This window comes from Corynebacterium sp. HMSC078H07 (genome assembly GCF_001812805.1).
Classification (GTDB): domain Bacteria; phylum Actinomycetota; class Actinomycetes; order Mycobacteriales; family Mycobacteriaceae; genus Corynebacterium.
Genome location: NZ_KV810519.1, coordinates 182067 through 203356, shown reverse-complemented (window position 1 = coordinate 203356; position 21290 = coordinate 182067). Strand labels below are relative to the sequence as shown.

General features: G+C 60.6%; 23 protein-coding genes. 15 read left to right on the top strand and 8 right to left on the bottom strand.

All coding sequences use genetic code 11. From position 1 onward, the window contains the following. The first annotated feature begins 48 nt into the window (after nucleotides 1-48). The gene (locus HMPREF2875_RS13105) at nucleotides 49-651 is read left to right on the top strand and encodes a DDE-type integrase/transposase/recombinase (protein WP_070523112.1); all 603 of its coding nucleotides are present in this window, start codon (nucleotides 49-51) and stop codon (nucleotides 649-651) included. A 133-nt stretch (nucleotides 652-784) separates the two neighbouring features. Here the strand turns inward: HMPREF2875_RS13105 and HMPREF2875_RS13100 are convergent, their stop codons facing one another. Then, a complete protein-coding gene (locus HMPREF2875_RS13100) occupies nucleotides 785-1960 on the bottom strand; it encodes an acyl-CoA dehydrogenase family protein (protein WP_070673658.1) in 1176 nt (391 codons plus the stop codon). A 121-nt stretch (nucleotides 1961-2081) separates the two neighbouring features. On the opposite strand from HMPREF2875_RS13100, the gene HMPREF2875_RS13095 reads away from it, so the two are divergent. Further along, complete coding sequence (locus HMPREF2875_RS13095; protein ID WP_039674030.1) at nucleotides 2082-2639, top strand: TetR/AcrR family transcriptional regulator; 558 nt, start codon at nucleotides 2082-2084, stop codon at nucleotides 2637-2639. On the opposite strand, the gene HMPREF2875_RS13090 is transcribed toward HMPREF2875_RS13095, so the two are convergent. Together HMPREF2875_RS13090 and HMPREF2875_RS13085 are read right to left on the bottom strand one after the other, a co-directional pair. After that, nucleotides 2636-3685 (bottom strand): hypothetical protein, encoded by a 1050-nt coding sequence (locus HMPREF2875_RS13090; RefSeq protein WP_070673657.1) that lies wholly within the window; start codon nucleotides 3683-3685, stop codon nucleotides 2636-2638. The genes HMPREF2875_RS13095 and HMPREF2875_RS13090 overlap by 4 nt on opposite strands. Continuing rightward, on the bottom strand, nucleotides 3678-4172 hold the full coding sequence (locus HMPREF2875_RS13085; RefSeq protein WP_070673656.1) for an RNA polymerase sigma factor: 495 nt from the start codon (nucleotides 4170-4172) through the stop codon (nucleotides 3678-3680). Before HMPREF2875_RS13085 ends, HMPREF2875_RS13090 begins: the two co-directional genes overlap by 8 nt. Nucleotides 4173-4267: 95 nt before the next feature. On the opposite strand from HMPREF2875_RS13085, the gene HMPREF2875_RS13080 reads away from it, so the two are divergent. Continuing rightward, nucleotides 4268-5308: a ribonuclease HI gene (locus HMPREF2875_RS13080; RefSeq protein WP_070673655.1), complete on the top strand. Its 1041-nt coding sequence runs from the start codon at nucleotides 4268-4270 to the stop codon at nucleotides 5306-5308. Between the two features lie 38 nt (nucleotides 5309-5346). Further along, nucleotides 5347-5802 (top strand): hypothetical protein, encoded by a 456-nt coding sequence (locus tag HMPREF2875_RS13075; protein ID WP_070673654.1) that lies wholly within the window; start codon nucleotides 5347-5349, stop codon nucleotides 5800-5802. Nucleotides 5803-5977: 175 nt separating this feature from the next. Here the strand turns inward: HMPREF2875_RS13075 and HMPREF2875_RS13070 are convergent, their stop codons facing one another. Then, nucleotides 5978-6460 carry a YdcF family protein gene (locus HMPREF2875_RS13070; RefSeq protein ID WP_070673674.1) on the bottom strand — a complete coding sequence of 161 codons (483 nt, stop codon included), beginning with the start codon at nucleotides 6458-6460 and terminating at the stop codon, nucleotides 5978-5980. 31 nt (nucleotides 6461-6491) lie between these two features. Between HMPREF2875_RS13070 and HMPREF2875_RS13065 the strand changes: the two genes are divergently transcribed. Further along, complete coding sequence (locus tag HMPREF2875_RS13065; protein ID WP_070673653.1) at nucleotides 6492-7385, top strand: ribokinase; 894 nt, start codon at nucleotides 6492-6494, stop codon at nucleotides 7383-7385. Here HMPREF2875_RS13065 and purE read toward each other — a convergent pair whose 3' ends face one another. Both purE and HMPREF2875_RS13055 read right to left on the bottom strand, forming a co-directional pair. Continuing rightward, entirely contained in the window at nucleotides 7386-7886 is a 501-nt protein-coding gene (gene purE, locus HMPREF2875_RS13060) for a 5-(carboxyamino)imidazole ribonucleotide mutase (RefSeq protein WP_070673652.1), read from the bottom strand. Nucleotides 7887-7898: 12 nt separating this feature from the next. Then, a complete protein-coding gene (locus tag HMPREF2875_RS13055) occupies nucleotides 7899-9176 on the bottom strand; it encodes a 5-(carboxyamino)imidazole ribonucleotide synthase (protein ID WP_070673651.1) in 1278 nt (425 codons plus the stop codon). Between HMPREF2875_RS13055 and budA the strand changes: the two genes are divergently transcribed. Next, nucleotides 9162-9881, top strand: a complete 720-nt coding sequence (budA, locus tag HMPREF2875_RS13050; RefSeq protein ID WP_070673650.1) for an acetolactate decarboxylase — start codon at nucleotides 9162-9164, stop codon at nucleotides 9879-9881. The two genes, HMPREF2875_RS13055 and budA, sit on opposite strands and share 15 nt — an antisense overlap. On the opposite strand, the gene HMPREF2875_RS13045 is transcribed toward budA, so the two are convergent. Further along, nucleotides 9878-10321 carry a hypothetical protein gene (locus tag HMPREF2875_RS13045; RefSeq protein ID WP_070673649.1) on the bottom strand — a complete coding sequence of 148 codons (444 nt, stop codon included), beginning with the start codon at nucleotides 10319-10321 and terminating at the stop codon, nucleotides 9878-9880. The genes budA and HMPREF2875_RS13045 overlap by 4 nt on opposite strands. A 258-nt stretch (nucleotides 10322-10579) precedes the next feature. Beyond that, complete coding sequence (locus HMPREF2875_RS13040; RefSeq protein WP_070673648.1) at nucleotides 10580-11455, bottom strand: biotin--[acetyl-CoA-carboxylase] ligase; 876 nt, start codon at nucleotides 11453-11455, stop codon at nucleotides 10580-10582. A 75-nt stretch (nucleotides 11456-11530) separates the two neighbouring features. Here HMPREF2875_RS13040 and HMPREF2875_RS13035 point away from each other — a divergent pair, with 75 nt between their 5' ends. The 9 genes from HMPREF2875_RS13035 (at nucleotide 11531) to HMPREF2875_RS12995 (ending at nucleotide 21282) form a co-directional block, all read left to right on the top strand. After that, on the top strand, nucleotides 11531-12520 hold the full coding sequence (locus tag HMPREF2875_RS13035; RefSeq protein WP_070673647.1) for an ABC transporter ATP-binding protein: 990 nt from the start codon (nucleotides 11531-11533) through the stop codon (nucleotides 12518-12520). Nucleotides 12521-12652: 132 nt separating this feature from the next. Beyond that, complete coding sequence (locus tag HMPREF2875_RS13030) at nucleotides 12653-13939, top strand: ABC transporter substrate-binding protein (RefSeq protein ID WP_070673646.1); 1287 nt, start codon at nucleotides 12653-12655, stop codon at nucleotides 13937-13939. Nucleotides 13940-14151: 212 nt separating this feature from the next. Continuing rightward, complete coding sequence (locus HMPREF2875_RS13025; RefSeq protein ID WP_039673999.1) at nucleotides 14152-15144, top strand: carbohydrate ABC transporter permease; 993 nt, start codon at nucleotides 14152-14154, stop codon at nucleotides 15142-15144. After that, nucleotides 15141-15962: a carbohydrate ABC transporter permease gene (locus HMPREF2875_RS13020; protein WP_039673997.1), complete on the top strand. Its 822-nt coding sequence runs from the start codon at nucleotides 15141-15143 to the stop codon at nucleotides 15960-15962. The genes HMPREF2875_RS13025 and HMPREF2875_RS13020 overlap by 4 nt, the downstream gene beginning before the upstream one ends. After that, nucleotides 15962-16147: a hypothetical protein gene (locus HMPREF2875_RS13015; protein ID WP_070673645.1), complete on the top strand. Its 186-nt coding sequence runs from the start codon at nucleotides 15962-15964 to the stop codon at nucleotides 16145-16147. Before HMPREF2875_RS13020 ends, HMPREF2875_RS13015 begins: the two co-directional genes overlap by 1 nt. Next, nucleotides 16144-17646 (top strand): maltose alpha-D-glucosyltransferase, encoded by a 1503-nt coding sequence (gene treS, locus HMPREF2875_RS13010; RefSeq protein ID WP_070673644.1) that lies wholly within the window; start codon nucleotides 16144-16146, stop codon nucleotides 17644-17646. The genes HMPREF2875_RS13015 and treS overlap by 4 nt, the downstream gene beginning before the upstream one ends. Nucleotides 17647-17807: 161 nt before the next feature. Further along, complete coding sequence (locus HMPREF2875_RS13005; protein ID WP_070673643.1) at nucleotides 17808-18059, top strand: hypothetical protein; 252 nt, start codon at nucleotides 17808-17810, stop codon at nucleotides 18057-18059. A 229-nt stretch (nucleotides 18060-18288) separates the two neighbouring features. Next, complete coding sequence (locus HMPREF2875_RS13000; protein WP_070673673.1) at nucleotides 18289-19902, top strand: acyl-CoA carboxylase subunit beta; 1614 nt, start codon at nucleotides 18289-18291, stop codon at nucleotides 19900-19902. Nucleotides 19903-19950: 48 nt separating this feature from the next. Continuing rightward, nucleotides 19951-21282: a carboxyl transferase domain-containing protein gene (locus HMPREF2875_RS12995; RefSeq protein ID WP_070673642.1), complete on the top strand. Its 1332-nt coding sequence runs from the start codon at nucleotides 19951-19953 to the stop codon at nucleotides 21280-21282. Nucleotides 21283-21290 lie beyond the last annotated feature (8 nt).

Here is a 21290-nt window from a genome sequence, read left to right as displayed (position 1 = left end):
TCTCGGCTCTCCGCCCAACTTTGCAACAGCACCTATCATATATAGTACATGCCAGCTAAAGGCTTTCATCTTTACACAGCGTTGGATTTGTACTCGCGCAAGGTTGTGGGATGGACTGTCCAACACCGACAGGAAAAGACCATCGCTACACGCCTGATTGAACAAGTCATTGCTGACCAGGAGCTCAACGGTCACAGCGTTGAAGTCGTACACACCGACAACGGCAAAGTCATGACCTCACACATGATGAAGGACATGCTGGATGAACACGGCGTGCAGCTGTCATTAATTCGGCCGAATGTTTCGAATGACAACCCATTTGAAGAGTCATCACATCGCACAATCAAGCATCACCGCTATGCGTTAGAAACCTATGATGATATCCAGCATGCGCAGAAAGTCATCGGCAGGATTATCGACGAATACAATAACCGTGACCGCCACAGCGGGCTGAATGGATACACACCTAGTGAAGTGTATTCAGGCACGTGGCGTGACATCCTTGAACATCGCCGAGCAAAGGAAACCGTCTACTACGCGACGCACCCGCACCGCAGACCCAGACCCCGGAAATCCGTCTACAAGCCACCACCTAAAACGGTAGAAATCAACAACGGCAAACCCCTAGCGCCCGAGACATCGAGCGCGTAAAGTAACAATCACGTCAAACAGGGGGATGTTCACAACTCAAAGGCAGGCGCCGATCGAGGGCAAAGGGACCAAAGTAAGAGGACCAAACTAGAAGGACCACCAAGCGAGCCTTTCCACATCCCCGGCCGGCTGGTTACTTATAGGCCGAGAAGCCCGTAATCTTCTTGCCCATGATGAGGGACTGCACAGTGTCGGTGCCCTCGTAGGTGTGCATGGCCTCAATGTCCGCGAAGTGGCGAGCGATATCGTTTTCCAGCAGGATGCCGACTCCACCGAGCATGTCGCGGGCGTCAGCGGCGATGCGCCGCGCGGCACGCGTGTTGTGGAGTTTGGCCGCCGAGGCTTGCTCCGGGGCCAAGGTGCCAGCTTCCTCGCGCTGGGAGACCTCGCGGCAGGTGAGCATCATTTGGCTGAGATCCAAGACCATGTTGGCAAGGCGCTGCTGGATGATTTGGGCTTTGGCCAGTTCACGGCCGAATTGAACGCGTTCGAGCACATAGGAGCGGGCAATCTCGTAGCAAGCCACCGCAGAGCCGAGCGCCATCCAGGACACACCAATGCGTGTCGCGGTGAGCACGCGGGAAACGTCCTTGAAGCTGCGGCAGCCCGGAAGTTGGTTGGCGGCGGGGATGCGGCAATCGGTCAACGTGATGTGCGCCTGGTGGATAGCCCGCAGGGAGAGCTTGCCCTCAATCACGGTGGCGGAATAGCCGGGGGTTTCCTGCGGGACGATGAAACCGCTGACGTTACCGTCTTCCATACGGGCATAGATGATGGTGATGCCGCCGGAAGCACCATTGCCAATCCACTTCTTTTCGCCGTTAAGAACCCATTCGTCGCCATCGCGAACCGCGGTAGTTTCCAAAGCGATGGAGTCCGAGCCGTGGTCCGGTTCGGTCAACCCAAAAGCACCGAGCAGAGAACACGAGGCCATCTGCGGCAAGTACGAAGCCTTCTGTTCCGCCGAACCCAGCATCGCAATCGAGCGCATGGCCAATCCTGCCTGAACTGCGATGACCGTACCCATCGAAGCATCCGCACGCGTGATTTCCATGAGCGCCAAACCAGCACCGAGCGTGGACATCTGCTCGTGGCCTTCCACAGCCAGCCCGTCCGTCATCACATCCAAGGAACCCAAACGCTCCACCAAGTCCAGCGGGTACTCGGAAGCTTGCCAATGCTTGTTGATCACCGGGTCGGAGTATTCGCGAAACTGAGCGGCACGTTTCCAGCCAGCAGCATCGGCCTCAGAGAGGCCGTCGAAGACGCCGAGGAAGTCAGTGGTGCGCTCGAAGAGGTTGTGGGACATGGTTGCTTCTCCAGGTAATACGAATGACGATTAGCCATAATTGTGACGTGAATCTCGGCACCTGTCAAGCAGTTGCCCTGTACACTAACCACCATTAGCTAGAACAGGAGGACGCCCCACCGTGGCCAACCAGAAACGTCGCGACCAAATCGCCGCCGCCGCGCTCGACCTCTTCGACCAGCGCGGCTACCACGCCACGGGCATGGAGGACATCGCCAAGGCCGTCGGCATGCGCGCCTCCAGCCTCTACAATCACTTCTCCTCCAAGCAAGAACTCCTCGCCGAGGTCACCATTACCGCCATGGAGGACCTCCTCCGCGCTAACGCTGCCGGACTCGCGGGCTTGAAAGACCCACGCGAGAAGCTCGTCGCCACCATGAAAGCCCACGTCATCTACCACGCCACTCATGCCCGGCGGGTCCGCGTGGTCAACAACGAGCTCACCAACCTCGAAGAACCCCACAAGTCAGTCGTCCTGCAGCTACGCCGCGACTATGTCGCGCGCTGGATGGCCATCGTCAACGAAGGCGACTTCCGCGCCGAAAACTTGAAAATCGCCTGCTGGTCGCTCATCGACATGGGAATCGGTGTGGCCCAATGGTTTAGCCCCGACGGTGAATTCACCGCCGAGGCTTTAGGGGATATGTACGGCCAGTTCGCCTTGCGCCAACTTACTTAGGGAGCGCAGCCAATCGGCTGTTCCTCCTCACGGCCATCGGGGTACTGCACACGGACGCGGGAGTACACCTCAGCGTGGTAGCCACACGCCTCGCGCTTATCGACGACCACCTTGACCCTCTCCTCATTGAACTTACCCTCCGCACAGTTGGGGTCACAGTCATTCTCGATGGCCACGCCGTCCGCCTCCGCGGAATCGGCTCCCCAGTTTTTCCATTCCAGCTGGTTGACCAGGTAATTATTGTCAGCGCACGCCAGCGAAATGCGGTCCGGGCCCTCCAAGCCTGTGACGGAGACGCAGTCAAGAATGGCCGTGGCATCCACGGTGGTTTCCACGTCTGGGCCTACCAGCCCCACCACGCGCACCAGCTGGCCGCTGGCAGGGAGGACGGAGAAGGAGACCTTATCAGCATCGCGAATCACGGTGACTAGCTCGTCGTCGCCTTCGCCTTCGACGCTGCCCACATCGTTGCCGTCGGTATCCGCCAGAATGTCATAGGTGATCTTTTGCTGTTCACTGCTCAGTCCAGGCTGGAGCAGCAATTCCAGTGCGCCGAGAGCGCGGTTGGGGAAGGTATCCGCAAGCTTCTCCAGCTGCGCACGGTCGGTCGCGATGACGAGGTCCTCTGGATTCACCGAAGGCTGCGGGTCAAAGCCCGGGACCTCTCCCTGCGAGGAGACCTCCACGGCTCCACTCGCATCCACCGCATATTCGGTAATCGCGGTGGCATCGCCGAGGGTATCGACGCGCTTCATGTACTCCTTGGCGGTCACGCCTTTATCCACGGCATCAGGCTGCGCACCGGCAGCTTCGCCGGCCTGGGTCAAGATTTCCGAAGCCGAGGCCACCGGCTCCGAGTTATTAAGCAGTGGAAACGCACCGCCGACCAACGCGAGGACCGCCACACCGGCCGCAGCATAGGTCCACGTCGGGCGCCCCTTGGTAATGCGGGCGAGGGTGGCTTCGGAGTGCTTGAGGGAATCGTCGGAAAGCGCGGCGTCTGGAACGGGGTTTGCCTGACGTAGCTGGTCGAGAGAGTTAGGCATCGGTTTCTCCTGTGAGTTCGGATAGATGAGTACGGGCGCGGTGCAGACGCACGCGGACGTTGTTGCGGGAAATGCCCAGGACCTCGGCGATTTCCGGGTGGTCGAGCCCCTCCCAGGCATGGAGGGTCAGTATTTCCTGGTCGGCAGAGGGAAGACGCAGGAAAGCTTCGCTGATATCGAGGCTCAAGTCGACGGCATCGTAGCCGGCATAGGATTCCAGCTCATGATCGTCGAGGTTCTCCGTTTCCTTACGGGTGCGGTAGAACTCGCGCATGACATTGCGGGCGATGCCATACAACCAGGGCAGTGGCGTGCCACGCATCGAGTCGAAGCCGGCCCAGGCGCGCTCGAAGACGTCAGCAGCCAGCTCTTCGGCATGGCTTGGTGGGACACGGCGGCGCAGATATGCCAACACCGCCGGGTAATGCTCGCGGAAGAGACGGGAAAACTCCCGCTTCCGCGAACCAGGCAAAGTTAAGACAGACACTAAAAATCTCCAGATTACTGATGGGCTCACTAGGTATGTGGCAACTGATAGCCCAGCGTTACACAGAACTTCTCTAATGGTTTACTAGAAGGGCTATGGAACCACTCGAGCTCTCTGCCCTCACGGGAAATCAGTCGCGGACGTACGGCACCCGCAAGATCACCAAAGACATGGTCTCGGCCCCGGTGCACGTGGCGATCGCCCTGTGGGATGAGCGCTGGGATTCCGCGGAAGGCGGGACTATTGACGGCTGGGTCATCGCCGTCAACACCAAGAACACCCGCTTCGTACGCAAGGGCCACATCCGCGCAGGCGATATCGTCGAGGTGGCCGTCCGCGAGTTTGTGAAGGCCACGAAGAACGTGAAGGGCCGCAAGTGGATCGTCACGGGCCGCCGCCAAACCGCCCTGCGTGCAGCTCTGGAGGAGCGCGGCTATACCGTGACGGGAAGCTTTGCGGAGGAGAATAGGGCATCACGAAGCGCGAGCTCCGTGCGGCGCAAAGAGGCCGGTATAACCGCGCGCCGCGCCAAAAAAGAAGGCGAGGCTCCTCGCAAGAAACAGGCCGTGAAGGTAGAAACCCCCAAAGCGCACTGGTGGCCGAACTTCTCCACGGCCTCATCCTGGTCGAAGGGCACCACGGTACGCATCGCGACCGATGCCTCCTCGGATACCGTATTCAAAGGCTCGATGTGCTTCGTGGCAGGAAATGGCGACTACCGCCTGCGCACCCGCGAGACCTCCGCGAGTACCGATGAGTTGGAGCTCGAATCTCTTACCTTGGCGCTGAAATACCTGCTCAAGGTTGGCGCCACGAAAGCGATCATTGAGTCCGATTCCGTCGCCGCATTGGACGCGGTGCAGCAGATCCGGACGAAAGGTTCGAAGGCCGTGCGCTCGCGGGGTATATGGCGCGGTCTGTCGTCGGGGTCGCGTTCGCGCTTCCAGCAGGCCTGGAACGACATTGACGGCATCTGCGATGTCACGATTCGCCGCGTCATGGGCCATGCGGGGGACCCGCTCAACCGAGCTGCCGACCAGATTGCATACATGGGTCTGCGCGCCATTGCGCATCCGCGCAAGCAATCGCAGCCTACGCTCATGGAAGGAATCAGCAAGGCGCTGTCCAAGCTCTGATTCGGGGCTGCGACTACCTGTGGCCTAGGGTTATTCATATGACCAATCCCTTTGACTCAAACCCCTTCGAGGAGTCGGCCGAACCTTTCCGTGGCCGCGGGGCTAATCCTTTCGCGGAGCCCACACGGCAGAACTATGCCGAGCCTTCTGCGACCCCTTCTGTAGATCCTTTCGCCGAGCCTCAGCGTTCCAATGCCCCGGCCCCATTGCCGAGCTATGCCCCGGTTCATTCTCCCGAGCACGAACAGCAGTCAGCGGGCAGCAGGATTCACCGCTTCTCCATCTTCAAGGGCGTGCTGAGTCTGTTCTCGTTCTTGATAGGCTTTGCCGCCCTGACCAGTGGCGACGTACTATTCGGTGTCGGCTTTGGCCTGCCCGGAACGTGGTACTTCATCAAGGCGCTGGAACAGAAGACCAACCCAACTACCCCACAAAAGCGCCACTGGTTTGTCATCTGGTTCATTGCGATTCTGCTGGTAATCATCGGCACCTAGCCTTTTGCCCCCCAGCTCTGTCTGTGCCTCAGCTTTTTGAGCTTCTGCACAGATGGTCCCTGTAGTCCGGTCCCTTTACGCTGTAAAGGGACCACTTGGGGTCAGTTTAAAGGCCACACATGGTCCCTTTGCAGGCTAAAGAAACCAGAGTTGAGGGACCATCTACACGGAGCGGCTATCTGCGCAGAGCCGAATTAGCCCTCCAAGCAACCACCCGCCGCCACACGATGCGCAGCAGCGAATGGGGTGTGGCCACGACCTCGCGAAGATAATTCCAGGCGCGATCCTTTGTCGGGGTACGAACGCCATGCACGTGAACCCGAATCCCCAGATGCCATGCCCACATCCGCGTGCGCAGAACGTGAAAATCATTCGTCACGACGCGAAAATAGGTGTAGCCAGGACACAAGGCATGGGCACGCTCAAGGTTTTCATTCGTGCTGGTCGCTACCGGCTCTACGACGATTCGCCCCGAGTTCACTCCCCGCTCAATGAGGTAGCGCGCCATGGCGTCCGCTTCCCCGAAGCCGGAGACGATGACCGGTTCCTCCGGCATCACGCGGGCAGCCACCACCGCGCGGTCAAGGCGGCTGCGCAGCAGCGATCCCGGCTGGCCATCCACCACGCGCGCGCCCAACACTAGAACCGGAAACTGCATGCCATTTAGCTTAACGTGCATACTGGTCTGCATGAGCATGTGCGTAGTCGGGTCCATCAACGCTGACCTCGTGGTCCACACCGCACGGCATCCGAAGCCGGGCGAAACATTGTTGGGCCACGGCGGTGAGATTACTGCGGGTGGCAAAGGAGCTAACCAGGCGGTGGCGGCCGCACTGCTGGGCGCGCCGGTCACCTTTGTGGGCGCGGTGGGCAGCGACGCTTATGCGGCGCCCGCCATGCGCTACCTTGAGGCCAGCGGCGTGAACCTTGAACATGTTGCCCGCACCGACGAGGTCACGGGCCTCGCCGTCATCACTGTGGATGGGCAGGGCGAAAACACCATCATCGTGGTGCCGGGAGCCAATGCGCTTGTCGACGCCCCCTTCGTCACCGCCCACTCCTCCCCCATCACCGAATCGGAGCTGGTTCTCCTCCAGGGAGAAATTCCCGCTGATGGCTTTGCCAAGGCCGTCGAGCTCGCGACGAGCCGGGTGGTGATCAACTTGGCGCCCGTTGTGAAGGTGGACAGGGATGCACTGCTGAAGGCAGATCCGCTGCTGGCCAATGAACACGAGGCCGGTCTCATCTTGGAACAGCTGGGGTTGAGCGGTGAAGGCGCGCCAGCACAGTTGGCGCAGCGTTTAAGGGAGGCTGGCTTTGCCTCGGTGGTTCTCACGCTGGGCGCGAAGGGGGCGCTCGTCGCCGAGGGGACTTCCCTCGTGGCAGTCCCCTCCCCGCAGGTCACTGCGGTGGATACCACGGGCGCGGGCGATGCCTTCGCCGGCGCGCTGTGCGCGCGACTTCTGAAGGGCGATTCGCTGGTGGAGGCGGCGCGCTATGCTGCCCGGGTCGGGGCTTTCGCCGTGACCGGCGCGGGCGCGCAGGCCTCCTACCCCGACCGGGACACCGAGCTACCTAGCTAACTACTCCCCCAGAAGCTGGGAACGCAGGTTCGCGTCCTTCTTCTCCACCTCAGCGGCCATGTTTTCCTGGTACTCAGCCATCTTCTCCACCAACGCGGGATCACCGGCGGAAAGGATACGCACGGCAAGCAGGCCGGCGTTTTTCGCGCCGCCGATGGACACCGTAGCTACCGGCACTCCGCCCGGCATCTGCACGATGGAGAGTAGAGAATCAAGACCATCGAGATCCTTGAGTGCGCGCGGAATACCGATGACCGGAAGCGGCGTAGCCGCGGCCACCATTCCCGGCAGGTGTGCGGCACCACCAGCGCAGGCGATGATGGCCTTCAGCCCGCGTTCATGCGCGGACTTGGCATAGGCCAGCATCTTCTCCGGGGTGCGGTGAGCGCTGACCACACCGACCTCGAACGGCACACCGAATTCGGCGAGCACCTCGGCGGCCGGCTTGACGGTAGGCCAATCCGAATCAGACCCCATGATCAGGCCAACAAGCGGTTCCATGACATCTCTCCTTTAAGCGTTGGAATCCTCCGCCCACTGAGCGTGGACGAGGTAATGGGCAGCATCGGCGGCAATGCGGCGCGTGTCAGCGACATCCTCGCCGATGACATTAACGTGACCAATCTTGCGGCCGGTCTGGTGGTCCTTGCCGTAGAGGTGGACCTTGGCCTCTGGGTAGCGCTCCATGACTTCGCGGACGCGGTCGGGCATCGGCATGGCTGGATCCTTTTCTGCGCCGAGGACGTTGGCCATGACTGTCACCGGAGCCAGCGGCTCAGTGGAGCCCAGCGGCAGGTCCAGCACGGCCCGTAGGTGCTGCTCAAACTGCGAGGTCACGCAACCATCCTGGGTCCAGTGTCCGGTGTTGTGCGGGCGCATGGCCAGCTCGTTGACGGCAATATCCTCATGGATGTGCGGCCCCGGAGCGCCGGAGGCAGAAGCGATGATGGAACCGGCGTCTTGCTCGGCAGCGAAGGCAAAGAGCTCGACGGCCAACACACCGGTCACGCCGAGTTCAGTAGCTACCTTGATACCCACCTGCATGGCGTGCTCAGCAAGCTCAGGAGAGAGGTCCGGAGCGGGCGCGAAGGCCTCGGCGCAGATGCCATCGCGCTGCACGGACTCGGTGACCGGCCAGGCTTTGACCTCACCGGAGGGGCGGCGAGCCACAAGAACGGACAGCTCGCGAGTCAGATCAACTTTCTCTTCCGCCATGAGCGGAGTATCCGCGACGAGAAGCTCCTCTACTAGCGGTTCTAGCTCCTCCGCAGAGGGGAACCATACGCCGTGGCCGTCGTAACCGCCGCGGCGGGCTTTGAGGCACACGTGCCCGTCGACAAGCGCGGCGAACTCTCGCGCATCCTCCACCGACTCGATAGCGGCAAAGCGCGGCACCGGGGCGCCCAATTCAGAAAGCTTCTGACGCATGAGCAGCTTGTCCTGCGCGTAGAGGAGTGCGGAAGGCTGGGGCTGGACGTTGTAGGAGGCGTCGATAAGCGCGCGCACATGCTCCGTCGGTACATGCTCGTGTTCAAAGGTCACCGCGTCTGCGCCCTCTGCGGCCTTAACCAGAACGTCATAGTCGTGGTAATCACCAAGAACGACGTCGGGAATGACCTGCGCGGCGGACTTGCCCGGCTCGGATGCCAGGAGGCGCAGATGGATGTCGAGCTCAGCCGCGGCCGGCTGCATCATGCGCGCAAGCTGGCCATCTCCAAAAACAGTAACGGTTGGTTTGTGTTGTTCACTCACTCCTTCAATACTAGCCTTGGGGCCATGATTGTCCGGCATACCATCTTCCAAAACTCGCTCATGACCGCCCTGTTGGACGGTATTTACGACGGCGAAATGACCATTGGTGAGCTTTTGGGTAAGGGCAATTTCGGCATCGGCACCTTCGATGCGCTGGACGGGGAGATGATCATCCTCGACGGCATCTGCTACCAGCTGCGCGGTGATGGCACCGCAACCGTCGCCGACCTTGACCAGGGCACCCCTTTCGCCGTCGCCACCAATTTCGTACCCCGCATTAAGGTGGCCGCGCCCAAGGGTCTCAAGCGCGAGGAGCTGTCCTCCTTCATTGATGATCTGGAGCCCTCGGCCAATTACATGTATGCGGTTCGCATCACCGGCCGTTTCAGCTCCGTGGTGACCCGCACGGTGGTCAAGCAATCCAAGCCCTATCCGCCTCTGACCCAGGCGGTCGGCGGCGATAAGGAGCTCCGTTTTAGCGACGTCGATGGCATCATCGGCGGCTTCCGTACCCCGGTCTTTGAGAAGGGCATTTCGGTACCAGGCTGCCACGTTCACTTCATTGACGCTGAGCGTACGTCCGGCGGCCATGTGCTGGACTACACCGTGGATGAAGCCACGATTGAGCTGTGCCCGGGAACCGATTTGGAGCTGCGCCTGCCGCTGACCCACGAGTTCCGCTCAGCGAACCTGGCACCGGAAGATCTCGATTCCCAGCTACACACGACTGAGATTAAGAACTAGCCCCAGACCGGCTGTTCGTTGAGGATATCCTCAACGCGCTTGGCCTTGGGGATGGCCGGAAAGTACATCGGCCGCTCATAGCCATGCAGCGCGAGTGAAATGCCGCCGCGGCGTCGGCGAGCCCCGCGAATATCGCTTAGCGGAATCGAGTCGACGCGCTTGCCCTCGCGGGCGATGACGCGCAGGTTGGTCACGATGAAGCGCTTGCGGCGCGCTTTGATGAGAGGAACGATAAAGCGCCACACCGCCAGCAGCGCCCACAGGGCAACAAGGCCATTGCGAAGTGCCAAGTCAATGCCGTTGTAATCGCACCAGCCGATGGCAATCCAGCACACGCCGGTGACCACGACGAGCTCGAGAAACGGGAAGAGCAGCGTGCGAAACGGCGCTGTCATATCCGCGCGGGCCACTTCGCCGCGTCCCATCTCCATGAGGTTCATGGGGCACATGATACCCACCTGCTCACGCAACCCGACTAAGCGGCACTCAGTTCATGGTGGTGCAGAGAGCGCCTTCTAAACGGCATCTTCTAGACGGCATCAGTCAACGGGCATCTTTGCCTCTAAAAACGCCTTGCGGGGTCTCCATATGGCGTTTTCAGGGATGAAAACGCCCTTTGAGATATGCCTTTTAGCGGATGCCTGATAGAGAGGGGCGCGTGCTTAACGACGCTCCCCCTCCCGACAAAAGCTCAAAAGCTACTGTGCAGCGGGCCGCAGGTGGATGACATCGCCGGCGGAATAGTATTCGCCACCAACATTGATGCGGCCATCATCAGCCACGCCTTCAACAGTGCCGGTAACATCACCGGTCGGGGCTTCGAGGCGCACTTCTTGGCCAATCGAAGAGCAGACCTTGCGGTAATCTGCCATGAGCTGCGGATCCTGTTGTTCCCACTGGTTGATGCGGCAGCGCAGGTTCTTCAGCACGGTGATGGCGAGTTCGGTGCGGTCAGTATCCCGCCCCTCAAGCGCCAAAGAGGTCGCGGCCTCAATAGGCAGCTCTTCGCGAGTCAAGGTGACGTTGATGCCCATCCCCACGACGACGCGCGCGGACGGCGGGTTCGCCGCTTGGGTCTTCGGCGCTACCTCGGTCTTGTTGATTTCCGCCTTATTCACTTCCGCCTTGGAGACCTCAGCCTTAGCCACCTCTGCCTTAGAGACCTCCGTCTTCGGCGCGGACTTGAAAGCCTCGCCCACTGGGCCGGCCTCGGCGAGGATGCCGCACAGCTTCTTGCCGTCAATGTGGACATCATTGGGCCACTTGAGTACCGCTCCTTCGACGGAATCGGTCACAGCCAGGCCCGCGGCCAGCGGCAGGGTTCCTAAATGATCCAGCGAATCCGGGAGGATAAGCACGGAGAAAATAAGCTGCGAGCCGGCCGGGCTGACCCAGTGACGGCCCAAACGGCCCTTGCCGGCGAGTTGCTCATTGGCTAGCAGGACAGTGCCATCAGCCACCTTGTCTGCCTGCATGAGGTCGGTATTGGTCGAGCCAGTGGACTCGGTGTACTCAATGACGGCGAAGTCATCCGCCACGGCTTCACGGATACGGTCCAGATCAAGAGCAGTCATGGTGACCGATCCTACTCGCTGCTGTCGAGCACCTCACTGCAGCTGAGTGTCAGTAACGAGTGTTAGGGTTACTGCATGGCAAAGGTCACATTTGAGAACGTCGGCATCACCTATCCCCGTGCCGAGAACCCCACGGTCAAGGACCTCAATCTCGAGATTGCAGATGGCGAGTTCCTAGTCCTCGTCGGCCCCTCCGGTTGCGGTAAGTCCACCACCCTGCGCGCACTGGCTGGTTTGGAGCCGATCTCCAGCGGTCGCATTCTTATCGACGACACAGACGTCACCGGCCTCGAGCCGGGCGAGCGCGACATCGCGATGGTCTTCCAGAACTACGCGCTCTACCCACACCTCACTGTAGCAGAGAACATGGGCTTCGCCCTCAAGTTGGCCAAGCGCCCGAAGGCAGAAATCAAGGCCAAGGTGGAAGAAGCCGCCAAGACCTTGGGGCTGACCGACTATCTCAAGCGCAAGCCCAAAGACCTTTCCGGCGGTCAGCGCCAGCGCGTGGCCATGGGCCGTGCCATCGTGCGCGAGCCGAAGGCATTCCTCATGGATGAGCCGCTGTCCAACCTCGACGCCAAGCTGCGCGTGCAGACCCGCGCGGAGCTGGCAAGCCTCCAGCAGCGCCTAGGCACCACCACCATCTACGTCACCCATGACCAGGTGGAAGCTATGACGATGGGAGATCGCGTTGCCGTACTCAAGGATGGCGTGCTCCAGCAGGTAGCCCCTCCACGCGAGCTGTACGACGCACCGGCGAACGAGTTCGTCGCGGGTTTCATCGGTTCCCCGGCCATGAATATCTTCGACTACAACGGCGGCCGCATCGGCGTGCGCCCGGAGAAGATGTTCATCAACAAGGGCCCGCTGGGCTTCCAGGGTGTCGTGGACTTCGTGGAAGAGCTCGGCGCCGAGTCCTTCGTGTATGTCACCGTGGGCGAACAGCGCTTCGTAGCCCGGGCGCAGGGCGAGGCGCCCCAGCGCGGCGACGACGTCGTGCTGACCTTCAATCCCCGCGAGGCGCACCGCTTCGATCCGGAGACCGGTGAGCGCATTAACGACTAACGAGCGCACCCACGGCTAATAGGGGGTAGTTTCACCCCCGTTTCTAGTGAGATTAACGCCAAAACCACATGCACTGTGGACCTGATCCCTTATTTTGAAGTCACCAGAAGTTTTCCGAAAGGTGAATATTCCATGAAGAAGCCGTTTCTTCCCAGCTCCCTGTGTACGGTTCGTCGCGGTGTCATTGCCACCACAGCTGCACTCGCGCTGACCTTGGCCGGATGCTCGTCCAGCGATGATTCCTCCTCCGACGCTGGATCGGACGCCTCCACCAAGGACACTGACGGTCGCGGCCCCATCACCTTTGCCATGGGTAAGAACGATACCGACAAGATCACCCCCATCATCGAAGCGTGGAACGCCGAGCACCCGGACGAGAAGGTCGAGCTCAAGGAGCTCGCTGGCGAGGCCGACGCTCAGCGTGAGACCCTGGTGCAGTCCCTGCAGGCAGGCAACTCTGACTACGATGTCATGGCGCTCGACGTCGTCTGGACCGCTGACTTCGCTGCTAACCAGTGGCTGGCGCCGCTGACCGGTGACCTCGAGGTGGACACCTCCGACCTGCTGGAGCCCACCGTAGAGTCCGCCACCTACAACGGCACCCTCTACGCGCTGCCGCAGAACACCAACGGCCAGCTGCTCTTCCGCAACACCGACCTCGTCGATAAGGCTCCGGAAAAGTTCGAGGACATCGCTTCCGCATGTGAGGCCATTAAGGACGACACCTCCTGCCTGACCACGCAGCTCAAGCAGTACGAAGGCCTGACTGTGAACACCGCGGGCTTCATTGAGGGCTGGGGCGGCTCCGTCTTGGATGACCAGGGCAATGTCACCGTTGACTCGGACGAGGCCAAGGAGGGCCTGCAGGCGCTTGTCGACGCCTACGAGGACGGCACCATCTCCAAGGACTCCACCGCCGCAACGGAGGAGGAGACGAACCTCGCCTTCACCGAGGGCAAGACCGCCTTCGCCATTAACTGGCCGTACATGTACACCAACGCTGAGGACAAGGGCATCAAGTTCGAGGTTCAGCCGCTGGTGGGCAAGGACGGCGTCGGTGTGTCGACCTTGGGTGGCTACAACAACGGCATCAACATCAACTCGGAAAACAAGGCCACTGCCTTGGACTTCATCAAGTTCATCATCAACGAAGAGAACCAGAAGTCCTTCGCTGAGGCGTCCTTCCCGCCGGTCTTGGCTTCCATCTACGACGATGAGTCCCTAGTTGAGGAGTTCCCGTACCTCCCGGCTCTGAAGGAGTCCCTGGAGAACGCCGCACCGCGTCCGGTTTCCCCGTTCTACACCGCCATCTCCAAGGCCGTGCAGGATAACGCCTACGCAGCGCTGACCGCTGGCAAGTCCGTCGATGACGCTACGAAGGACATGAAGGCGGCCATCGAGGCAGCGTCGCAGGGTTAATCCTCCCCGCGAGTATGGGGCGCGAGTAAGTCCACTGAGACTTGCCCGCGCCCCCTTCGTTGATCTTGGCCAACCCGAGCTACAAAGCAGCGGGTACTGCGTGCATAACACCGATGTCCGGAGCACCCGCTATGATTTTCACAACTGTCCCCTAATATCCTGACAACTTTCACCCCCCTACAACTTTCACACTGTAGAAAGGCAGGCACCGCATGGCTGGTAGAACGCGTACTGCGGATTCGCGCAAGCAGTATCTGCAGGCAGCCGGCCTCATCGCGCCCGCGCTCATTGCGCTGGCCGTGGTGATTGGCTATCCCATCGTGCGAGCTGTCATGTTGTCCTTCCAAGGCAATAAGCGGCTCAACCCCACCACGGGTGTATTCGAGGAAGGCTCTTTTGCGGGCCTAGAGAACTACCTTTACTGGATTACCAACAGGTGCATGTCCGCTACGGGCCAGGCCGCCACGTGTCCCGATGGCGTTATTGCGACGGACTTTTGGCCGGCGGTGAAGATTACGCTTTTCTTCACCGTCGTGACCGTGGCTCTGGAAACCATCCTCGGCATGTTCATGGCGCTGGTCATGAACGGCGAGTATCGCGGCCGTGGCCTCGTTCGTGCTGCGGTGCTCATTCCGTGGGCTATTCCGACGGCGGTTACGGCAAAGCTGTGGCAGTTTATGTTCGCTCCGGATGGCATTATCAATTCGCTCATCGGTGAGCGCATCGCGTGGACCACGGACCCGTTTTATGCGCGCCTTGCGGTCATCATCGCAGACGTGTGGAAGACCGCACCATTTATGGCCCTGCTTATCTTGGCCGGTCTGCAGATGATTCCACGCGATGTGTACGACGCCGCCCGCGTCGACGGTGCCTCCCGTATCCAAACCTTCTTCACCATCACCCTGCCACTCGTGAAGCCGGCGCTCATGGTGGCTATTCTCTTCCGCACGCTCGATGCACTGCGCATGTACGACCTGCCGGTCATCATGATCTCGGCGTCCTCCAACTCGCCCACCGCCACGATTTCCCAGCTGGTGGTGGAAGATATGCGCCAAGGAAACTTCAACTCCGCCTCCGCATTGTCCACGCTGATCTTCCTGCTCATCTTTACCGTGGCCTTCATCCTCGTGCGCTTTTTGGGCGCGGACGTCGGCGGTGTGGCACGTGATAAACGCACTAAGAAGGACAAGGAGCCTGCAGCATGAAAAAGTTCGGCCACTACCTCGGCATCCTCTTCATCATGTTCTGGGGCCTAGCCCCCTTCTACTGGATGGTTGTCACAGCGCTTCGCGATAAAGCCCATACCTTTGACACCACCCCGTGGCCTACGCACGTGACTTTGGACAACTTCCGCGACGCTCTGGCCACGGATAAGGGCAACGACTTCCTCAATGCGTTGGGCAACTCCCTGATCATCTCCTTGGCCACGACCGCAGTGGCCGTACTCATCGGCGTGTTTACCGCTTATGCGCTGGCCCGCTATGACTTCCCTGGCAAGGGAATCGTCACGGGCATCATCCTGGCGGCCTCGATGTTCCCCGCCATCGCGCTCGTTACCCCGCTTTTCCAGCTCTTTGGCAACCTTGAGTGGATTGGCACCTACCGCGCGATGATCATTCCGAACATCTCCTTTGCGCTGCCGCTCACCGTCTACACCTTGCTGAGTTTCTTCCGCCAGCTGCCGTGGGAGTTGGAGGAAGCGGCGAGAGTCGATGGGGCGTCGCGAAGCCAGGCCTTCCGCCTCGTGCTCCTCCCCTTGGCCGCACCGGCACTGTTTACCACCGCCATCATCGCGTTCATCACGACGTGGAATGAGTTCATGTTGGCCAAGCAGCTGTCCACCACCGGTACCGAGCCGGTGACCGTGGCCATCGCGCGCTTCTCCGGCCCCTCGGCCTTCGAGTACCCCTACGCCGCCACGATGGCAGCCGGCGCGCTGGTGACGATTCCGCTCATCATCATGGTTCTCATTTTCCAGCACCGTATCGTTGCCGGCCTCACCGCCGGAGGTGTCAAGGCCTAATGCGGCGCGCACTGCTGTGGGATACTGCGCTAGGCTTCGTCGGTTTCTTCGCCGCCCTAGCGTTCCTGCAGGCGGTTCTTAATCTTTTTCAGCCCTCCCCCGCCCTCTGGCCAGGGCTCCTTGCCGGCGCGCTCATGCTGGCGGAGTACCTGCTCTGGCGGGCTAAACGGAAGGATCTTCAATGAGCTGGCACGATAATGCTATTTTCTACCAGGCCCTCGTGGGGTCCTTTAAAGACACTCGTGGGGAGGGCGTCGGCACGTTGCGCGGCGTCATTGAGAAGCTCGATTACCTCAAATGGCTAGGCGTCGATTGTCTCTGGCTCTCGCCGTTCTATGCCTCCCCATTGCGCGATGATGGCTATGACATCGCCGATTACTACGCCATCCACCCGGATTACGGCACGATGGAGGATTTCGACGAGCTCGTGGATGAGCTGCATGCGCGCGGCATGCGCCTCATGACGGACCTGGCTTTCAACCACACGTCCACCGACCACCCGTGGTTCCAGGCTTCCCGTACCGATCCGGAAGGCCCCTATGGCGACTACTACGTGTGGGGCGATGATCCGCTGCGCTACCCGGAGATCCGCATCATCTTTACCGATACGGAAACCTCGAACTGGGCATGGGACCCGGAGCGCAAGCAGTATTATTTCCACCGCTTTTATTCGCACCAGCCAGACCTGAACTACGACAACCCAAAGGTGCACGAGGAAATCTTTAAGATCCTCTCCTTCTGGCTGGACAAAGGCGTGGATGCTTTCCGGCTCGATGCGATTGCATATCTCTATGAACGCGATGGCCTCGGCGGCGAGTCCCTCCCGGAGACCGTGGACTTCGTGGAGAAGATCCGTACTTTCCTGGAAGAGAACTACCCAGAGGCTGTTATCCTCGCCGAGGCGAATCAGCCCCCAGAAGACACCATGGAGTTCTACGGCACGGGCAATCGCTTCCATATGGTGTTCAACTTCCCGGTCATGCCGCGGTTGTATCAGGCGCTCGCGCTGGGCGATGCCACGCCGGTCTACGACATCATGGCCGAGCTGCCCGAGCTTCCCCAGGGCTGCCAGTGGGGAACCTTCCTGCGCAACCATGATGAGCTGACGCTGGAGATGGTCGATGAGGACCAGCGCGCCCTCATGTACGAGCACTACCTGCCCGATGATCAGATGCGTGCCCACGTGGGCATCGCGCGACGCTTGGCACCCCTGTTGGGCAATGATTACCGCAGGATTGAGCTCTTCTACTCCCTGCTCATGACGCTGCCCGGTGCGCCTTTCCTGTATTACGGCGATGAGATTGGCATGAACGATGCCCCGGAGCTTCCGGACCGTGACGCCGTGCGTACTCCAATGCAGTGGGAACCTGGCGACGGCGCTGGTTTTACGTCCTCCTCCCGTCCACGCCGTCCGATTGTGGGCGGAGTAGGCGTGTCCGTGGCGGAACAGCTTGAGGATGAGGGCTCACTTCTCCACCGCCTGCGCGGACTCATCCAGCAGCGCAAGGCGCACCCAGAGTTGGGCACCGCACCTTTCGAGGCCGTGGAGACTGGTCACAAGGGCGTGCTGGGGTTCCAACGCGGGGGCTTGCTCTGCCTGCATAACTTCACCGACGAAGCAGTGGACCTGGGCCCCGTAGAGCTGGGCCCCTATGGCTATGCCTGGCTTCCGGTCGAGGTCTAAAACGAGAACTGTGCCCTACCTCACCCCGCACGTCAGGTTACCCAAAAGTTAACTCAGGGTGAACAAAATGCGGACTTTTCCCCTCTATAGCTATATAGTTGGTTCAACCCAATGATGTGGACAGTCACATCATCACTACAAGAGAATAGAGAGGTGGGAAAATGAATACCCTGAATGGATTCCTTTCCGCCATTACCAGTTCAGTCAAAAACGCCACCGGAATCAACCTTGACACTGTGCAGCCAGCACCCCTGGTGACGCACATCGCCGAGGACCTGCTCAAGCACGACCTCATCCCAGCCACCCGCACCGACATCGAAGAGTCTTATGCCGTCCTCACAGGCAACTTCCCCACGGAAGGCGACCTTGCCGAGGTGGAACTCTTCCTCCACAGCTTCGGCTGGCTTGCCTAGATCCCTACACCCAACCCCGCCCAGCCATAGGCGGGGTTTTCTTATGCGACCACCCTACGCAGCGTGCATTTCGCGCCCACTAGACTGTGAAGGCATGTCCCCAACACGCCAATCACGAGGATTTCCTCATATTTTTCACCATGGCTTACCTGCACAAACGTGAATTGTGAGGGAAATCACCCGCGTGCCGATATACATTCCTATCCAAAACCTCTCTACACTGCCGAACATGACTATTTCCTCACATTTGTCAGAGCTGGACTCCCTCAGCGCCGACACCACCGCAGGCAAGATTGCTGAATTGAAGAGGCGTCGTGAAGCAGCGGCCCAACCCATGGGCGAGAAAGCCCATGAGAAGGTCCATGCACAGGGCCGCCTCACCGCCCGCGAACGATTGGACTACCTCCTCGATGAAGGTTCCTTCGTGGAGACAGACATGCTCGCTGTGCACCGCACCACGGATTTCGCCATGGGTAAGAAGCGCCCGCTTACCGATGGCATTGTTACCGGCTGGGGGACCATCGACGGCCGCGAGGTCTGCATCTTCTCCCAAGACGGAACCGTCTTCGGCGGCGCGCTCGGCGAGGTCTATGGCGAGAAGATGATCAAGATCATGGAGCTGTCCATCACCACCGGCCGCCCGCTTATCGGCCTCTACGAGGGCGCCGGCGCTCGCATCCAGGATGGTGCCGTCTCTCTGGACTGGATTGCCAAGACCTTCTACCAAAACGTCATGGCCTCCGGCGTCGTCCCGCAGATCTCCGTCATCATGGGCGCTTGCGCCGGCGGCAATGCCTACTCCCCTGCCCTCACGGACTTCGTGGTCATGGTGGACAAGAAGTCCAAGATGTTCGTCACCGGCCCCGATGTCATCAAGACCGTCACTGGCGAGGAAGTCAGTCAGGAAGAACTCGGCGGCGCGGGCGTCCACATGCACAAGTCCGGCACCTCGCACTACACCGCGGCCAGCGATGAAGAAGCCTTGGACTGGGTCCACGATCTACTGACCTACCTGCCTTCCAATAACCGGCAGCTGACCCCGGCAGAACCCTACGAAGAGCTGGGCGAAGAAACCGTCGATGACCTCGTGCTGGATAGCATCATCCCGGATTCCCCCAACCAGCCTTACAACGTCAAGGAGGTCATCGAGGCTCTCACCGATGACGGCGATTTCCTGGAGATCCAGGCCGATCGCGCAGATAACGTGGTCACCGCCTTCGGCCGCATCGAGGGCCGCACTGTTGGTTTCGTTGCCAACCAGCCCCAGGTCTTCGCCGGCTGCCTCGACATCGATTCTTCCGAGAAGGCCGCGCGTTTCGTGCGTACCTGCGATGCCTTCAACATCCCCATCATCATGCTCGTCGACGTCCCCGGCTTCCTCCCCGGCGCCGACCAGGAACACGATGGCATCCTGCGCCGCGGCGCCAAGCTGCTCTACGCCTACGCCGAGGCCACCGTTCCCAAGATCACCGTCACCCTGCGCAAGGCCTACGGCGGCGCCTACTGCGTGATGGGTTCCAAGGGCCTTGGCGCTGACGTGAACCTGGCTTGGCCCACCGCCCAGATTGCGGTCATGGGGGCCGCTGGCGCCGTCGGCTTCATTTACCGCAAGGAAATCAAGGCGGCCCACGAGAAGGGCCTCGACGTCGCTGAGCTCACCAAGTCTTTCGAGCGCGAATACGAAGACCACATGCTCAATCCGTATAAGGCAGCGGAGCGTGGGCTTATCGACGCCGTCATTCTCCCCTCCGAAACCCGCAGTACCATCGCCAAGAATCTGCGCTTCTTCGCCGATAAGAATGTCCCGCGCCCATCCCGCAAGCATGGCAACATTCCGCTGTAAACAGCACGCCTTAAAGCGCACGGCTGCGCTGTATTACACTAGTGTTTCATGACTGACTTGAAGACGACCGCTGGCAAGATCGAGGACTTGGGCGCCAAGCTCACCGAGTCCCGCGCGCCGCAGGGAGAGGTTCCCGCTGCCCGCAGCGCCATCGAAGCGCTCTTTGACGCCGGCTCCTTCGTGGAGACTGACGCGCTGGCACGCCACCGCTCCACCGACTTCGGCCGCGAGCACAACCGCCCCTACACCGACGGTGTCATCACTGGTTTCGGCACCGTTGATGGGCGCAAGGTCTGCGCTTATGCTCAGGACGCCTCGCTTTTCGACGGCACCATGGGCGAGGTCTACGGCGAAAAGGTCACCAAACTCTACGACCTGGCCATTAAGACCGGCGTACCGATCGTCGCACTGGTCGCCGGTGATAAGCCGCGTGCCCAGGAAGGCATTATTTCTTCCGCCATGCAGGCGCGCATCCTCGCCCGCGCCACCACCGCGTCCGGCCTCATCCCGCAGGTCACCGCGGTCTACGCGGACTCGAAGGATGCCTCGCTTATCGCTGCACTCTCCGATGTCGTCATTGCTCCCGACGGTGATCTGCAGGCGGAGGGCGAGCATGAGGTGGACGTCGCCAAGCGCGTGCTCTCCTACCTGCCCTCCAACAACCGTGCTGCTGCTCCCCGCGCCGAGGCCACCATCGTCTCCGGTTCGGTCGAGGCCAACATCAGCGATGCTGACCGCGAGCTCGATAGCCTCGTGGCTGACGATGGCACCGTGGACCTTGCCGACGTGGTCACCGCTACTTGCGAGGATGTCTTCGAACTCACCCCTCAGGTGAGCGGCGTCTTCACCGGTTTCGGTCGCATTGAGGGCCGCACGGTGGGCATCATTGCCAACCGCGACACCCTCGATGCCGCAGCCGCCGCCAAGGCAGCACGTTTTATCCGCCTGTGTGATGCCTTTAATACTCCCCTCATCGAATTCGTCGATTCCCCGGCGCTCGAGGTGGAGAAGGCCGCCCTGGCCAAGCTCGTGCATGCCTACTCCGCCGCCAGCGTGGGCAAGATTAGCGTCATCGTGCGCCGCGCCCACGGCACCGGCTACATCGCATTCGGTTCCAAGGACCTTGGCGCCGACCTGTCCTATGCGTGGCCAACAGCAGAGATTTCCGTAGCCGACGGCCCCGCGCTGGCCGCTGAGCTGGAGCTGAGTGAAGACGACGCCGCCGACTACCTGACTCCCTACCAGGCAGCTGAGCGCGGCCTCGTCGATTCCGTTATTACCCCAGCAGTCACCCGCGGTTCCCTCATTGAGGGCCTGCGCCTGCTGGACCGCAAGATTGTCCCGACTTTGCCGAAGAAGCACGGCAATATCGTTTTGTAGAGGTATCC

What these genes read in the sequence shown, in the direction of transcription:
- HMPREF2875_RS13105 (WP_070523112.1), top strand. Translation starts at nt 49, where the DNA reads ATGCCAGCTAAAGGCTTTCATCTTTACACAGCGTTGGATTTGTACTCG.
- HMPREF2875_RS13100 (WP_070673658.1), bottom strand. Translation starts at nt 1,960, where the DNA reads ATGTCCCACAACCTCTTCGAGCGCACCACTGACTTCCTCGGCGTCTTC.
- HMPREF2875_RS13090 (WP_070673657.1), bottom strand. Translation starts at nt 3,685, where the DNA reads ATGCCTAACTCTCTCGACCAGCTACGTCAGGCAAACCCCGTTCCAGAC.
- HMPREF2875_RS13080 (WP_070673655.1), top strand. Translation starts at nt 4,268, where the DNA reads ATGGAACCACTCGAGCTCTCTGCCCTCACGGGAAATCAGTCGCGGACG.
- HMPREF2875_RS13075 (WP_070673654.1), top strand. Translation starts at nt 5,347, where the DNA reads ATGACCAATCCCTTTGACTCAAACCCCTTCGAGGAGTCGGCCGAACCT.
- HMPREF2875_RS13070 (WP_070673674.1), bottom strand. Translation starts at nt 6,460, where the DNA reads ATGCAGTTTCCGGTTCTAGTGTTGGGCGCGCGCGTGGTGGATGGCCAG.
- HMPREF2875_RS13065 (WP_070673653.1), top strand. Translation starts at nt 6,492, where the DNA reads ATGAGCATGTGCGTAGTCGGGTCCATCAACGCTGACCTCGTGGTCCAC.
- purE (WP_070673652.1), bottom strand. Translation starts at nt 7,886, where the DNA reads ATGGAACCGCTTGTTGGCCTGATCATGGGGTCTGATTCGGATTGGCCT.
- budA (WP_070673650.1), top strand. Translation starts at nt 9,162, where the DNA reads ATGATTGTCCGGCATACCATCTTCCAAAACTCGCTCATGACCGCCCTG.
- HMPREF2875_RS13055 (WP_070673651.1), bottom strand. Translation starts at nt 9,176, where the DNA reads ATGCCGGACAATCATGGCCCCAAGGCTAGTATTGAAGGAGTGAGTGAA.
- HMPREF2875_RS13045 (WP_070673649.1), bottom strand. Translation starts at nt 10,321, where the DNA reads ATGAACCTCATGGAGATGGGACGCGGCGAAGTGGCCCGCGCGGATATG.
- HMPREF2875_RS13040 (WP_070673648.1), bottom strand. Translation starts at nt 11,455, where the DNA reads ATGACTGCTCTTGATCTGGACCGTATCCGTGAAGCCGTGGCGGATGAC.
- HMPREF2875_RS13035 (WP_070673647.1), top strand. Translation starts at nt 11,531, where the DNA reads ATGGCAAAGGTCACATTTGAGAACGTCGGCATCACCTATCCCCGTGCC.
- HMPREF2875_RS13030 (WP_070673646.1), top strand. Translation starts at nt 12,653, where the DNA reads ATGAAGAAGCCGTTTCTTCCCAGCTCCCTGTGTACGGTTCGTCGCGGT.
- HMPREF2875_RS13025 (WP_039673999.1), top strand. Translation starts at nt 14,152, where the DNA reads ATGGCTGGTAGAACGCGTACTGCGGATTCGCGCAAGCAGTATCTGCAG.
- HMPREF2875_RS13020 (WP_039673997.1), top strand. Translation starts at nt 15,141, where the DNA reads ATGAAAAAGTTCGGCCACTACCTCGGCATCCTCTTCATCATGTTCTGG.
- HMPREF2875_RS13015 (WP_070673645.1), top strand. Translation starts at nt 15,962, where the DNA reads ATGCGGCGCGCACTGCTGTGGGATACTGCGCTAGGCTTCGTCGGTTTC.
- treS (WP_070673644.1), top strand. Translation starts at nt 16,144, where the DNA reads ATGAGCTGGCACGATAATGCTATTTTCTACCAGGCCCTCGTGGGGTCC.
- HMPREF2875_RS13005 (WP_070673643.1), top strand. Translation starts at nt 17,808, where the DNA reads ATGAATACCCTGAATGGATTCCTTTCCGCCATTACCAGTTCAGTCAAA.
- HMPREF2875_RS13000 (WP_070673673.1), top strand. Translation starts at nt 18,289, where the DNA reads ATGACTATTTCCTCACATTTGTCAGAGCTGGACTCCCTCAGCGCCGAC.
- HMPREF2875_RS12995 (WP_070673642.1), top strand. Translation starts at nt 19,951, where the DNA reads ATGACTGACTTGAAGACGACCGCTGGCAAGATCGAGGACTTGGGCGCC.